Origin of the sequence: Arthrobacter sp. Leaf141, assembly GCF_001424565.1 — a bacterium.
GTDB lineage: Bacteria > Actinomycetota > Actinomycetes > Actinomycetales > Micrococcaceae > Arthrobacter.
Map to the genome: position 1 here is coordinate 617,606 of NZ_LMOL01000005.1, position 13,920 is coordinate 631,525.

A 13,920-nucleotide genomic window follows, 5' to 3' on the forward strand; every position below is an offset into this window, starting at 1 on the left:
CGGTGGGCAAGTTGGCGGCGCAGCCCGGAGCCGCCCTGGTGATCGGTGGCGGCATCTCCGGCCTGCTGGCGGCCAGGGAACTGTCGGCCGCCGGGCACGCCGTCACGGTCCTCGAAGCCGGTGGCAGCTGGGGCGGCTGCATCGGCAGCCACACGCTGGCCGGGCTCACCCTGGACAGCGGCGCCGAATCCTTTGCCACCCGCAGCGACGCGGTGGCCACCCTTGCCGCTGAGCTGGGACTGGCCGGCGAAATTGTGGCACCGCGTCCCGGCGGCGCCTGGGTCCAATTGCCGGATGGTCCCCGCGAGCTGCCTAAAACCGGCGTCCTGGGCATACCCGCCAACCCGTGGGACCCGGAGGTCCGCCGGTCCCTTGGCCTGCTGGGCTCCCTGCGCGCCTCCCTGGACCGCTTCCTGCCGGCCTCGGTGGGCACTTCCGCTCCCGTCACCAGCGTGTCCGCCCTGGTCCGGGCGCGGATGGGCACACGCGTCCTGGAACGTATGGTGGCCCCCGTCGTGGGTGGCGTGCATTCGGCAGACCCGGGACTGCTCGACGTCGACATGGTGGCCCCGGGGCTGCGGGCAGGAATCAGGGACCACGGTTCGCTCGCTGCCGCGGTCTCCGCCCAGCGCCGGGCCCGTGCAGGGACTGCCACCGGGTCAGGGGCTGCCACCGGGTCAGGGGCTGCCACCGGCAGCGCTCCCGGCCGGCCTGAAAAAGCCGGCTCCGCTGTGGCCGGACTGGCCGGCGGCATGCATACCCTCGTAACCGCGCTGGTAGCTGACCTTCGTGGCCGTGGCGTTGTCCTCCTCCCGAATACCGCAGCCGGCAGCGTCACCAGGAACCCGTCGGGTTGGCAGGTCACCACGTTCGGACAGACTCTTGCCGCAGCCCTCCTGGTGGTGGCTGTGGACGGCCCGGCCGCCGTCGGCCTCCTGGAAAACGCCGTGCCGGCCATTGCGGGCAAGCAGCCCGCGTCCGGCCCGGACGTGAAACTGGTGACCCTGGTGGTGGACGAGGCAGGCCTGGATGCCCGGCCCCGCGGCACGGGCGTGCTCGTGGCGCCAGGCACACCCGGCATCGAGGCCAAGGCACTCACCCACGCCACCGGGAAGTGGGACTGGCTCGATGCAGCGGCTGGCCCCGGCCGGCATGTGCTCCGGCTGTCCTACGGAAAGGTCGATGGCGCCGGCGGGCAGCAGGCGGGCCCGGAAACGGACGGGGACCTCCTGGCAGCTGCCTTGCGCGACGCCCCCGCCCTGTTGGCGCAAGCTGTCAGCCCGGAGCATGTGGTGGCCTGGGACGTGGTCCGGTGGCGCGGCGCCCTGCCGTTCGCCGCGGTGGGCCACAAGGCCCGGGTGGCCGACATCCGGGCGGCGTGCACGGCCGCCGGCAACCTGGCCGTGGTGGGTGGCTGGGTGGCGGGGAACGGCCTCGCCGCAGTGGTTTCCGACACACGGGAACAGGCCCGCATCCTCATCGGCTGACCATCGTTGCTGGTCAGCGCCGGGTGTAGCGGAAGGGCGCCGAAAACGCGCGTTGTGGGCCCGGGTCACGGACTTCACCCTGCCCCGAACGGGCGGCTAGGGTCGGTGCCCATGGTTTACAACAGGTCCAGGCCAGCACTGTCCTCGGCCGGTATCCATGGGGGAATCCGGCGGGGCGCGGCAGCCGCGGCCATCGGAACGGTACTGGTCCTTAGCTCCGGAGCCGCGTCGTCATGGGGTGCGGATGCGCCGCCCTCCGCGCCGCAACAGAAATCCCGGCCCGAGGCAACTTCTGCGGCAGCCGAGGAGAAGACCCCGGAGCCCGCGCCGGGGAAATCCACTGCCCCTGCCACCACGCCGGCCTCCACGGCTACGGGGTCCCCCACAACGCCGGCCAGCACGGCACCGTCGCCCGGATCGCCGTCGGCCGTTCCCGCTGCCACTGCACCAGCCACTGCGGCGCCGGCACCCACCACATCACCCACCGTGGCGACGCCGTCGACCACAACACCGACGCCCACCACCCCGGCCATGCCACCCACCACAGCAACGCCCAACGCCGCAACACCCCGTAGCATCCCGGCGGCACCGCAGGCGCCGGCCAGCGAAGCCGCTGCCGCGCCGGGCGGAACCGCACCACAGAATCCGGCGGACAACGGGGGAGCGGCGGCCGCCCCATCCACTCCGGTACCCGCCCAAACCCCAGCCCCGGGCCCGGCCGCGACGCCGCAGGGCACGGGCATCCCCCGCGTCGGCTCCCAGGGCAGCACGTCGCTGGCGGTCAGCCTGCTGCACGCCGCCAATCCGGAGGCCGCGCCCGGGGCAGATCCAGCGGCCGGCCCGCAGCTGGCGATCGTGGGGCTCGGCGCCGGACTCATCGGCCTGGCCTGCGCTGCGGGCGCCGCGCTGTTCCGGCTCCGAAGCCATTAGCCAAGGGCCCCGGGCCAACCCCACCCCGCGCATTGTGTGACATTCAACACTTCTACGCGTTGTAGAAGTTGTGGGTTTCGCCTTGGCGCCCAACAGGGGGCAAACTTGTAACCATGAGCCACACTTCTGCCGAATCTGTCACTAAAACCGAAGAATCAGCCGAGCAGTTCTTTACCCTGTGGACCGTGTTCAAGCGGTCCGGGGAGGTGGTCCGCAGCGCTGACGCCGCGGCCGACTTCGAAGCCCTGCTGGAACGCCTGGGCCAGGCCGGCGTGACCCACCGCGGCAGCTACGACGTTTCCGCCATGCGCGCCGATGCGGACATCATGGTGTGGCTCCACGGCGCCAAACCCGAAGCCCTGCAGCAGGCCATCCGCGACATCCGCAGGAGCGGCCTCTTCGCCGGCACGGAGATCGTCTGGTCCGCCATGGGTGTGCACCGCGAGGCGGAGTTCGCCAAGAACCACACGCCCGCCTACTCCCGCGGCGTGGCGCCGGCCGAATGGCTGTGCGTCTACCCGTTTGTCCGCTCCTATGAGTGGTACATCCTGCCCGAGGAGGAACGCGGCGGAATGCTGCGCGAACACGGCCTCCTGGGCCGCGAATTCCCGCAGGTCATCTCCAACACCGTGTCCTCCTTCGCCCTCGGTGACTGGGAATGGATCCTGGGCCTGGAAGCCCCGGAACTCGTGGACCTCGTGGACCTGATGCGCCACCTGCGCAACACCGAAGCCCGCAACCACGTCCGCGAAGAGGTCCCGTTCTATACGGGCCGCCGCGTCTCCGCAGCAGAAGTTGCGGAGGTCCTGGCATGAGCGCCAACGGATCCGGCATCAGCACCGCCATCAACCCCGTCACCGAAGCCGGCCGGATGGCGCCCAAGGAATATGACGGCGTCCTGCTTGCCTCCTTCGGCGGCCCCGAGGGCCAGGAGGACGTCATTCCGTTCCTCCGCAACGTGACCCGCGGCCGCGGCATCCCGGATGAGCGCCTCGAAGAGGTCTCCCACCACTACCGCGCCAACGGCGGCATCAGCCCCATCAACCAGCAGAACCGCGAACTCAAGGCGGCCCTCGAGGCCGAGCTTGCTGCCCGCGGCATCAACCTGCCCATCCTCTGGGGCAACCGCAACTGGGATCCCTACATCCCGCAGACACTGCAGGACGCGTACGACGCCGGCCACCGCCGCCTGCTGATGCTCACCACGAGTGCCTACTCCTGTTACTCCAGCTGCCGCCAGTACCGCGAGGACATCGGCATGGCCCTGACGGAAACCGGCCTGGACGGCCGGCTCGAAGTGGACAAGGTTCGCCAGTACTTCGACCACCCCGGCTTTGTGGAACCGTTCGTCGAAGGCACCGCAGCCGGCCTGGCCGATGTCCGCGCGCAGCTCGCCGCGGCAGGGACACCGGATGCTCCCATCCAGATCCTCTTCGCCACGCACTCCATCCCCACCCGCGACGCCGATGCGGCCGGCCGGTCGGAAGGCGAGCCCCGCGAATTCGAGGAGGGCTCGGCGTACGTTGCCCAGCACCTTGCCTCCGCCGCCGCCGTCATCCGGCGCGTCGAGGAGGAATCAGGCCTCACCGCTCCTTGGTCGCTGGTGTACCAGTCCCGCTCCGGCGCCCCGCACGTGCCGTGGCTGGAACCTGACATCAACGATGCCATCGAGGAACTCGCCGGCAAGGGCGTCAAGGGCATCGTCATTGTCCCGCTCGGATTCGTCAGTGACCACATGGAAGTTGTGTGGGATCTCGACACCGAGGCCTTGGAGACCTGCGCCAACCTGAGCCTGGCCGCAACCCGGGTACCCACCCCGGGCACCCACCGCACTTTTGTTGCCGGCATGGTGGACCTCATCCTGGAACGGACCGCCGCCAACAACATCAGCGACCGGCCCGCCGTCACCGGTCTGGGGCCCTGGTACGACGTCTGCCGTCCCGGCTGCTGCGCCAACTTCCGCGGCGAAAAGCCCACGATCTCCGCAGCCGACACCACTGTAGGCACCGGCCACGACCCTTACCCCGGGACAGCCGCAGCAGGTCCGGCCGGGGGAGCCTCGCAGCAGTGACGGTCAGGATCGGAACGCGCGCCAGCAAACTCGCGCTCACCCAGACGCAGCAGACCGCGGACCAGCTTGCCGCCGTCGGGGGTTTCCCGGTGGAACTGGTGCACATCAGGACCGACGGCGACGTCCTGACCGGGTCGCTGTCGCAGATGGGCGGCACCGGCGTTTTTGTGGCTGCCCTTCGCGACGCCCTGATCCGCAACGAATGCGACGTTGCGGTCCATTCATTGAAGGACCTCCCAACCGGCGCTGCCGTGGGACTGAGCCTCGCGGCAACGCCGCGGCGCGTTGATGTCCGCGACGTGCTGTGCGCACGGGACGGGCTCAAGCTGGCCGACCTGCCTGCCGGCGCAACCGTGGGCACTGGATCGCCCCGGCGCGCCGCGCAGCTCCGCGCCGCCCGGCCCGACCTGGACATCCTGGACATCCGCGGCAACGTGGACACCCGGCTGGGCCGCGTTGCCGGCCTGCCGGGCAACACCACCGCCGAGGTGGTCCCCGGAAAGACCTGTGACCTGGACGCAGTGGTCCTCGCAGCCGCCGGACTGGAGCGGATCGGCCGGCTGGACGCGGTCAGCGAATTCCTCGAAACCGATGTGATGCTGCCCGCCGCCGGCCAGGGCTCCCTGGCCATCGAATGCCGGACAGCGGACGCGCCGCGGAAGGCCGGCAGTACCGAAGGCTCCCAGGCTGTCCTGGCCCAGGCCCTCGCCGCCCTTGACGACCCCGACACCCGGCTGGCCGTCACCGCCGAACGTGCCCTGCTGGCCCGGCTTGAAGCGGGGTGCGCGGCCCCCGTCGGTGCTTACGCCTACCGCAAGGGCAGCATGCTCCACCTCGAAGCTGCTGTCTGTGCAGTGGACGGCACGGCCACCGTCCGGGACAAGCGCGCTACGGACGGACTGACCGAAGTAGGTGCCACCCTCCTGGGAATCGAACTGGCTGAGGCGCTGCTGGCTGCAGGGGCCGCGGACATCGCCGATCTCCAGGCGTCCTGATCCCGCAATGGGACCCACGTCCAGCGAATCCGGAACCGGGCAGCCGCTGCGCGGCACCCAGGTGCTGGTAACCCGCAGTCCCGAACGGTCCACCGGGCTGGTCGCAGCACTGGAGGCGGCAGGAGCCACAGCCCTGGTGCTGCCCCTGATCGACTTTGAACGGGCAGCGGACCAGCACGCCCTTGAGGTGGCCTGCGACGGCCTGGGTGCCGGTGCCTTCGAATGGCTGGTGGTCAGCAGCGCCACCACCGTCCACGTCCTGGTGGCCCAGGCCGTCGACCGTGGGCTATCCCTGGGGGCCTGGCTGCCCGCTGCCACCCGGGTCGCGGCCATCGGGCCGGCCACCCGCAGGCTGCTCGAAGCCAACGGGGTCACTGTCACCCTGGTCCCAGCCCGCGAACAGTCCGCCGCCGGGCTCCTTGAAGTCTGGCCCGGCGGAACCGGCCCCGTCCTGCTGCCCCAGGCAGACATCGCCGCTTCCCGGCTGGCGGACGGACTGGCAGCTTCCGGCAGCAACGTCACGGCTGTCACCGCCTACCGGACCGTGGACTTCCCGGCCGCACCGGAGCGCCGCCTGGCCATCGCCGCGGAACCCGGCACCCCACAGCCGCGGCTGGTGTCTGCGGCCACTGCAGCTGCCGGCATGTCTGCGGGCACCATCCACGCCGTTGTGGCGGCCTCACCCAGCGCCGTCCGGCGGCTTGCCGTCCTGTTCCCGCTCCAGGCCTGCCGCCTGATCGCCATCGGGACGTCGACGGCGGACCAGGCTGCGGAGCTCGGCTGGCCCGCCGCGGCAGTGGCTACAGACCCCACACCTGCCGGGCTGGTCGAAGCCCTGACAGGTTCCATTGGACCAGGGCACGAGCCCGGTCTGGCCGCAGCACCGCCCTGACCGGCCCTGGCCACTGCCCCCCAACTTCCAGCACCTGAGACACCGTGAAGGACACAGGACCATGACGTTCCCCAACCACCGCCCCCGCCGCCTGCGCACCACCCCCGCCATGCGGCGGCTGACCGCCGAAACCCGGCTGGCGCCGGCAGAGCTGATCCTGCCAGCCTTCATCCGCGAGGGCCTCACCGAACCCAACCCCATCACGTCCATGCCCGGCGTAGCCCAGCACACCACCGAATCACTCCGGCGCGCGGCGGCCCAGGCCGTGGAGCTGGGACTGGGTGGCATTATGCTGTTCGGCATTCCCGAGGTCCGCGACGCCGAGGGAACCGCCTCGCTGGACCCTGACGGCGTCCTCAACAAGGCCATCCGCGACGTCCGCGCCGAAGTCGGCGATGACCTGGTCATCATGAGCGACGTGTGCCTCGACGAATTCACCGACCACGGCCACTGCGGCGTTCTCGACGCCGACGGTTACGTTGACAACGACCGCACCGTGGAGATCTACGCCAGGATGGCCGTAGCCCAGGCCGACGCCGGGGCCCACATGCTCGGTCCCTCCGGCATGATGGACGGCCAGATCGCCGCCATCCGCACTGCCCTTGATGCGGCCGGCCACACCACCACGTCCGTGGTGGCCTACGCCGCCAAATATGCGTCCGCCTTCTACGGCCCGTTCCGCGAAGCCGTCGATTCCCAGCTCAAGGGCGACAGGCGGACCTACCAGATGGACGCCGGCAACCGCACCGAAGCGCTCCGCGAAGTGGAGCTTGACCTCGCCGAAGGCGCCGACATCGTGATGGTTAAACCCGCCATGAGCTACCTGGACATCGTGGCGGACGTCGCGGCCATGAGCCCCGTCCCCGTGGCTGCCTACCAGATCTCCGGCGAGTACGCCATGATCGAAGCGGCCGCCGCCAACGGCTGGATCGACCGGAGGGCAGCCATCACCGAATCCGTCCTTGGCATCCGCCGCGCCGGCGCCAACATGGTGCTCACCTACTGGGCCGCCGAGCTTGCCGGCTGGCTGAAGGAATCCTGATGACTGAGACGCAACACGCCACCGCCGCCGGCCCGGCACCGGCCAGCCCCACTGCACCCGTGGGCGCGAACCGTATCCTCCTGGGCCTGAACACGTTCGGGGACGTTGGCGAGAATCCGGACGGCAGCCCACAACCGCACGCCCAGGCCCTGCGCCAACTGCTGGAACAGGCCGAACTTGCCGACGCCGTCGGTCTTCACTCCTTCGGCGTGGGGGAGCACCACCGGCAGGACTACGCCGTCTCCGCCCCCGAGGTCTTCCTGGCTGCTGCCGCCGCCCGGACGCAGCAGATCCGGCTGGGCTCCGCCGTGACGGTGCTCAGCTCAGATGATCCCATCCGTGTTTTCCAGCGTTTCTCGACGGTGGACGCCATTTCCAACGGCCGCGCTGAAGTGATGCTGGGGCGCGGCTCCTTTGTGGAATCGTTCCCGCTGTTCGGGCTTGACCTTGCCGATTACGAGGTCCTCTTTGAGGAAAAACTGGAGCTGTTCGACAAGGTCAGGGCGCAGAAACCGGTCCACTGGGAAGGCCGCACCCGGCCCGCGCTGCACGGGCTGAGCGTCTACCCGCCGTTGGAGCACCACCTGCTGCCCACCTGGATCGGCGTCGGCGGGACCCCCGAATCCGTGCTCCGCTGCGCCCAGTACGGCTACCCCATCATCTTTGCGATCATCGGCGGCCAGCCCCGGTCCTTCGGCCCGTTGGCGGACCTGTACCGCGAAGCGATGGGCAAGTACGGGCACCCGGCACAGCAGGTTGCCACCCACTCGCCCGGACACGTGGCGGACACCGACGAAGCGGCGAAGGTGGAGTTCTTCCCGCACTGGCTCAAACTCCGGAACAAGCTCGGCGCCGAACGCGGCTGGGGCCCCGCCGGCCGGGGCGAGTTCGAAGCCCTGTGCGCCCCGGAGGGTGCCCTGTACGTCGGGTCACCGGAAACGGTGGCCGGCAAGATCGTCCGGCTCAAAAAGGACCTGGGTGCTGACCGCTTCGACCTGAAGTACAGCAGCGGACCTTTGCCCCACGCCGCGATGCTGCGGTCCATTGAACTGATGGGTACGGCGGTGGCGCCCAGGGTGGCGGAACTGCTGGCCGGCTAACTGAGAGAATAAACCAATGACTTCCAGCAACCTCCGCAACGAGGAACTCTTTGACCGTGCCCGCAAGCTGATGCCCGGGGGGGTCAACTCCCCGGTCCGGGCCTTCGGGTCAGTCGGAGGCACACCGCGCTTTATGGTGTCCGCCAAAGGGCCGTACCTGACGGACGCCGACGGCAAGGAATACGTTGACCTCGTCTGCTCCTGGGGGCCGGCCCTGCTGGGCCACGCCCACCCCGCCGTGCTGGATGCCGTCCACACGGCAGTGGACCGTGGCCTGTCCTTCGGTGCATCCACCCCGGATGAGGCCAACCTCGCCGCCATCGTGCAGGAGCGGGTGCCCGCCGCAGAGCGTGTCCGGATGGTTTCCACCGGCACCGAGGCCACCATGACCGCTGTCCGGCTGGCCCGCGGCTTCACCGGCCGCAACCTGATCATCAAGTTCGCCGGCTGCTACCACGGCCACCTGGACGGGCTCCTTGCCGCCGCCGGCTCTGGCCTGGCCACGCTGGCGCTGCCCGGCTCCGCCGGCGTCACCGCGGCCACCGCCGCTGAAACGCTGGTACTGCCGTACAACGACCTTGCCGCCGTCGAAGCCGCGTTTGCCCTGCATGGGGCCGACATTGCCGCCGTCATCACCGAGGCTGCCCCCGCCAACATGGGTGTGGTCACCCCCGCGGAGGGCTTCAACCTGGGCCTGTCCCGGATCACCCGGGCACACGGCGCGCTGCTGATTGTGGACGAGGTCCTGACCGGCTTCCGCACCGGATACTCGGGCTACTGGGGACTCACCGGCGGCGCCCCGGACGCGGCGGAGCCCTGGACCCCGGACCTGCTCACCTTCGGCAAGGTCATCGGCGGTGGAATGCCGACGGCGGCCCTTGGCGGGCGTGCCGACGTGATGGATTACCTGGCACCCGTGGGCCCGGTGTACCAGGCCGGTACGCTGTCCGGCAATCCCGTGGCCATGGCTGCCGGGGTTGCCACCCTCACCCACGCCACCCGCGACGTGTACTCCTTCATCGACGTCCGGTCCCTGGAACTGTCCTCGGCCGTGTCCAAGGCCCTCGACGCAGCCGGGGTTGACCACTCCATCCAGTTCGCCGGGAACCTGTTCTCGGTGGCGTTCGGCACCTCGGCCAACGGCGTCCACAACTACGCCGACGCCCAGGCCCAGGAAGTCTTCCGGTACGCACCGTTCTTCCACTCCATGCTGGAGTCCGGCGTGTACCTGCCGCCGTCGGTGTTTGAGGCATGGTTCCTGTCAGCCGCGCACGACGACGCTGCCATGAACCGCATCTTCGACGCCCTGCCGGCCGCCGCTGGGGCCGCCGCCGCAGCCCAAGGCTAGTCCCGGCGTCGACCCTTACCCGCGCAAAAAAATCCCCGGTTGCCACCAAGGCAACCGGGGATTTTCCGTTCCAGCGACGGGGCCTAGAGGACGTCCGAAAGGAAGCCTTTGAGCCGGTCCGTCGCGGGGGAGGTGAAGATCTGCTCGGGCGGGCCCGACTCCACCACAACCCCGGCGTCCATGAAGGTCACGGAGTCGGAAACGTTGCGGGAGAAGCCCATCTCGTGGGTCACCACCACCATTGTCATGCCGCCCTTGGCGAGGTCGGTCATCAGCGCCAGGACGCCCTTGACCAGCTCCGGGTCCAGGGCTGAGGTGGCCTCGTCGAAGAACATCACCTCTGGCTTCATGGCCAAAGCGCGGGCGATTGCCACCCGCTGCTGCTGGCCGCCGGACAGGTTGGCTGGCCGTGCATCGGCCTTGTGCTTGAGGCCCACCAGGTCAAGCTGTTCCAGGGCTTCGGCGCGGGCCTGGTCCTTGGACAGCTTGCGGAGCTTCTGCAGCGCCAGCGAAACGTTCTCCACCACTGTTTTGTGCGGGAACAGGTTGAACTGCTGGAACACCATGCCGATGCGCTGCCGGAGCTCGTCCGGATTGTCCTTCAGGACCGAGCGGCCATCCAGAAGGATGTCACCCTGGTCCGGTTCGATGAGGCGGTTCATCACCCGCAGGAGCGTGGACTTGCCGGACCCAGAGGGGCCGATCACCGATGCTGTGGTGCCCTTTTCCACGTGCAGGTCGATGCCACGGAGGACATGGTTGTGCCCGAAGGAGAGGTGCAGGTTCTTGCCGGTCAGGGTGCCGGAAGTAAAGTCCGTCATGCCTGTGCCCCCTTGCCGATAGGTGCTGCCAGCTCGTCCGGTTCACGCTTTTCCGGTTTACCGGTCCGCAGCCTGTTATCGATGTAGTTCACCAGGTGCGTGAGCGGGACGGTCAGGATCAGGTACATCACGCCGGCCGCCACAAGCGGCGACAGGTTGCCCGTGTTGGCCATGGCGTCGTTGCCGATCCGGAAGATTTCCCGGTCGGACGCCGCGAGGCCCAGCATAAACACCAGCGACGAATCCTTCAGCAGTGAGATGAATTGGTTCACCAGCGCCGGCAGGACCCGGCGGATGCCCTGCGGCACCACCACCAGGCGCATGGACCGGCCGTAGCTGAACCCGAGTGCACGGGAAGCCTCCAGCTGCCCCTTTTCCACGCTCTGGATGCCGGAGCGGAAAATTTCGCCGATGTAGGCCGCCGCAATCAGCGTCAGCGCCAGGATACCCAGCGGATACGGGTTGCGGGTGCCGGTGATTTCCCGGGCGATGGGACTCAGGCCGATACCGATCACCAGGATCACCAGGATGGCCGGCAGGCCGCGGAACAGGTCGGTGTAGATGCGCGCCGCCCAGCGGGCGCCGGCGTTGCGCGAAATTCCCATCAGCGCCAGCAGCAGGCCCAGAAGGCATCCGAGGATGCCGGACGCTACGGCCAGAATCAGGGTGTTGGGCAGGCCCACCATCAACAGGGAGGGAATGACCTTGGCCATTTCCTCCCAGTTGAAGAAGGTGTCAGCGAGCTGGTCCAGGAGATCCATGAACGTTGCCGCTCAATCAGCTCTGCGGAACCGTGGCGGCCTTGCTGCCCGGCTTCCAGTCGGTGGGGGTTTCGCGGTCCGGGTACCACTCCTTGGTCAGCTTGGACCAGGTACCGTCGGCGATGACCGCGTCAAGGCCTGAGTTCAGGGCGTCGATGAGCGGCTGGTTATCCTTGGCCACTGCGTAAGCCGTGAAGTTCTGCGTGTTGACCACGGACTCGGCGATGACGGTGCCGTCGCCTTCCTTGACCTGGCCGGTGGCCTGCTGGGAAGGAGCCACCCAGGCATCAACCTGGCCGTTGCGCACGTTGGCGTAGACGGTGGCGTAATCCGGGAAGCGGACCGGTTCCAGCTTCAGGGTGTTGGTGACGTAGTCATCCTGCACTGTGCCCTGGACAACGCCGATGCGCACGTCGTCCTTGAGGTCGGCGAAGCCCTTGATGTCGCCGTCGGTCTTGGCGACCACTGCCATGAAGCCGAAGTCGTAGCCGTTGGTGAAGCCGACGTTCTGGCGACGGGCATCAGTGGTGGAGATCGAGGAGGACCCGACGTCGAACTGCTTGGTGGACACCTGGGAAAGCAGCGCCGAGAAATCGGTGGCAACAAACTCAACCTCAAGGCCCAGCTTGCCGGCAACGGCACGCAGGAGTTCGTTGTCGTAACCCGTGAACTTGCCCGACGGATCGATGAAGATGTTGGGCGGTGCGTCCGAAAGGGTACCCACCTCAAGCTTGCCCTCGGTGTTGAGCCCCAGCTTGGTTTTGTCGATCTTGTCGATCGGGGTGACCTCGGCGGTGGTGTATTTATCCAGCGTCTGCTGGTCGCTGCCGGCGAGGGCGTCCGTGGGGGTTCCGCTCGGCGTGGAGGCTCCCGAGCCGCACGCGGCCAGGGAAACAGCCAGGGCCAGGGCAACAGGAGCAGCGGTGAACCACTTCATTGCTTTGATTCTCATTGGGGATGTCACTTTCATTGAGTCATAAATCAACCGGCCGCGAGGCTGCGCTGGTGGCGCCTGGCATCCGCCCATGCTGATGTGGGCATGAAAGGCAGGGGTGGCCGCAAAACTTTATTGTCTCACCCCCTCCGAACCGACCCGTGAGGTGAATAATAGACGGACGACGGCGGCGAGTCCCGAACGATATTCAGCTTGCAACGGATAACAGTGGCAGGCAGTCCGGGGGGGATGCGGCCGGACCGAATGACCTGCGGATGATTGTGGCGGTTTTATGAAGCAGGGTTACTGTGACTTGCCTCGCAGCCCCGCGGGTGTCCAGCGGCGGTCAGAACCCGCCGACGCCGGCATCCTGTGGCGGCAGGACCGGCCAGTCGCCTTCGATGACCGCCGCCGGCTTGGTTTTGCGCAGGTAGCCCTGGAAGTCGGCGGCCTGGCTGACGGCCCAGTCCACCTGCAGCTGGTGCAGCTTGCTGGCGGGCATGGCCAGCTTGGGGAACTTGCCGGCCATGGCATCGAGTACCCGCAATGTGGCCAGCGCATCCGCAGCTGAGGTGTGTGCGTTGTCCAGGACCACGCCGTACTCCTCGCACAGGGCTGTCAGGGTGCGCTTGCCCTTGCGGTAACGGTCCACCTGCTTGTTCATGATGTAGGGGTCCAGGACGGGGAACCTGGTCAGCTGGGGGACACCGTACCGGGCCGACTCGGCTGCCAGGACCGTGAAGTCGTAACTGGCGTTGAAGGCAATGACAGGGGTTCCGGCGTCGAAGAGTTCCTGCAGCAGCGTGGCAAGTTCCTGGGTGACCTCGCGGGCGGGCCGTCCCTCACGCCTGGCTTTTTCCGTGGTGACGCCGTGGATGTCACTGGCCTCGGTGGGAATCTCCACGCCGGGATCTGCCAGCCACTCGTGCTCGCTGATGACCGCACCCTGGTGGTCCACCACCGTGACCGAGGCGGTGACGATCCGCGCGGAGCGGGAGTTACGGCCCGTGGTCTCAAGGTCAAAGGCTGCGCGGGGGAGGGTGTTCCAGGTGCTCATACCTCAACGCTAACGGTGACCGCAGACAATTCCGGGGAGCGCCACTGCGGCTACATTGGATCAATGCGGATTGAGTATGTGGAGGCGGTACTGGCGGTGGTACAGCTGGTTCCCGCCGGGTCCGCGGTGGCCTACGGCGATGTCGCCGAGCTCCTGGGCGCGGGCGGGCCGCGCCAGGTGGGGGCGGTGATGAGCCATTACGGCACCGGTGTTCCATGGTGGCGCATCCTCAAGGCCAGCGGCCAGGCTCCGGAGGGCCACGAAGCCGACGCGCTGCGGCATTACCTGGCCGAGGCCACCCCGCTCCTCGGTGCCCATCAGGCGTTCCTGGCAACGGGGGAGGGCCGTTGGCGCGTGGATCTGCAGGCTGCCCGGTGGGCGCCGCTGGATGCGGACTTCGACCGGATCGACGCCATCGCCGACCTGCTGGAGCGCCAGGTGCATCGATTGTCAGTGGCTGATGATGGAATGTCGGTGTGAGC

At 68.4% G+C, this 13,920-nt stretch carries 15 protein-coding genes; 10 read left to right on the forward strand and 5 right to left on the reverse strand.

Translation table 11 applies throughout. The annotated features are described in order from the left end of the window. Window positions 1-2 precede the first annotated feature (2 nt). Window positions 3-1,487 (forward strand): protoporphyrinogen oxidase, encoded by a 1,485-nt coding sequence (gene hemG, locus ASF72_RS05430; protein WP_056597114.1) that lies wholly within the window; start codon window positions 3-5, stop codon window positions 1,485-1,487. 116 nt (window positions 1,488-1,603) lie between these two features. Here hemG and ASF72_RS05435 read toward each other — a convergent pair whose 3' ends face one another. Then, the gene (locus tag ASF72_RS05435; protein ID WP_056597116.1) at window positions 1,604-2,020 is read right to left on the reverse strand and encodes a hypothetical protein; all 417 of its coding nucleotides are present in this window, start codon (window positions 2,018-2,020) and stop codon (window positions 1,604-1,606) included. Between ASF72_RS05435 and ASF72_RS05440 the strand changes: the two genes are divergently transcribed. The 8 genes from ASF72_RS05440 to hemL all read left to right on the forward strand — a co-directional run bounded on the left by ASF72_RS05440 (window position 2,019) and on the right by hemL (window position 9,865). Next, window positions 2,019-2,417, forward strand: a complete 399-nt coding sequence (locus tag ASF72_RS05440; RefSeq protein WP_056597118.1) for a hypothetical protein — start codon at window positions 2,019-2,021, stop codon at window positions 2,415-2,417. The genes ASF72_RS05435 and ASF72_RS05440 overlap by 2 nt on opposite strands. Before the next feature lie 113 nt (window positions 2,418-2,530). After that, complete coding sequence (hemQ, locus tag ASF72_RS05445) at window positions 2,531-3,232, forward strand: hydrogen peroxide-dependent heme synthase (protein WP_056597120.1); 702 nt, start codon at window positions 2,531-2,533, stop codon at window positions 3,230-3,232. Further along, window positions 3,229-4,488: a ferrochelatase gene (locus ASF72_RS05450; protein WP_056597123.1), complete on the forward strand. Its 1,260-nt coding sequence runs from the start codon at window positions 3,229-3,231 to the stop codon at window positions 4,486-4,488. Before hemQ ends, ASF72_RS05450 begins: the two co-directional genes overlap by 4 nt. After that, complete coding sequence (gene hemC, locus ASF72_RS05455; RefSeq protein WP_050685944.1) at window positions 4,485-5,483, forward strand: hydroxymethylbilane synthase; 999 nt, start codon at window positions 4,485-4,487, stop codon at window positions 5,481-5,483. The genes ASF72_RS05450 and hemC overlap by 4 nt, the downstream gene beginning before the upstream one ends. Window positions 5,484-5,490: 7 nt before the next feature. Continuing rightward, window positions 5,491-6,375 carry a uroporphyrinogen-III synthase gene (locus tag ASF72_RS05460; RefSeq protein ID WP_056597125.1) on the forward strand — a complete coding sequence of 295 codons (885 nt, stop codon included), beginning with the start codon at window positions 5,491-5,493 and terminating at the stop codon, window positions 6,373-6,375. 61 nt (window positions 6,376-6,436) lie between these two features. Next, the gene (gene hemB, locus ASF72_RS05465; protein WP_050685948.1) at window positions 6,437-7,417 is read left to right on the forward strand and encodes a porphobilinogen synthase; all 981 of its coding nucleotides are present in this window, start codon (window positions 6,437-6,439) and stop codon (window positions 7,415-7,417) included. Further along, window positions 7,417-8,517, forward strand: coding sequence for an LLM class flavin-dependent oxidoreductase (locus ASF72_RS05470; RefSeq protein WP_056597127.1), 1,101 nt, complete (start codon window positions 7,417-7,419; stop codon window positions 8,515-8,517). The genes hemB and ASF72_RS05470 overlap by 1 nt, the downstream gene beginning before the upstream one ends. Before the next feature lie 16 nt (window positions 8,518-8,533). Then, window positions 8,534-9,865 (forward strand): glutamate-1-semialdehyde 2,1-aminomutase, encoded by a 1,332-nt coding sequence (hemL, locus tag ASF72_RS05475; protein ID WP_050685952.1) that lies wholly within the window; start codon window positions 8,534-8,536, stop codon window positions 9,863-9,865. 83 nt (window positions 9,866-9,948) lie between these two features. Here the strand turns inward: hemL and ASF72_RS05480 are convergent, their stop codons facing one another. The 4 genes from ASF72_RS05480 to ASF72_RS05495 all read right to left on the reverse strand — a co-directional run bounded on the left by ASF72_RS05480 (window position 9,949) and on the right by ASF72_RS05495 (window position 13,438). Beyond that, window positions 9,949-10,686 (reverse strand): amino acid ABC transporter ATP-binding protein, encoded by a 738-nt coding sequence (locus ASF72_RS05480; protein ID WP_050685953.1) that lies wholly within the window; start codon window positions 10,684-10,686, stop codon window positions 9,949-9,951. Continuing rightward, window positions 10,683-11,447 (reverse strand): amino acid ABC transporter permease, encoded by a 765-nt coding sequence (locus ASF72_RS05485; RefSeq protein WP_050685954.1) that lies wholly within the window; start codon window positions 11,445-11,447, stop codon window positions 10,683-10,685. Before ASF72_RS05485 ends, ASF72_RS05480 begins: the two co-directional genes overlap by 4 nt. A gap of 16 nt (window positions 11,448-11,463) precedes the next feature. After that, window positions 11,464-12,399, reverse strand: coding sequence for an ABC transporter substrate-binding protein (locus ASF72_RS05490; protein ID WP_050685955.1), 936 nt, complete (start codon window positions 12,397-12,399; stop codon window positions 11,464-11,466). A gap of 328 nt (window positions 12,400-12,727) precedes the next feature. Continuing rightward, a complete protein-coding gene (locus ASF72_RS05495; protein WP_056597129.1) occupies window positions 12,728-13,438 on the reverse strand; it encodes a 3'-5' exonuclease in 711 nt (236 codons plus the stop codon). Window positions 13,439-13,501: 63 nt separating this feature from the next. Here ASF72_RS05495 and ASF72_RS05500 point away from each other — a divergent pair, with 63 nt between their 5' ends. After that, entirely contained in the window at window positions 13,502-13,918 is a 417-nt protein-coding gene (locus tag ASF72_RS05500; RefSeq protein WP_050687949.1) for an MGMT family protein, read from the forward strand. Window positions 13,919-13,920 lie beyond the last annotated feature (2 nt).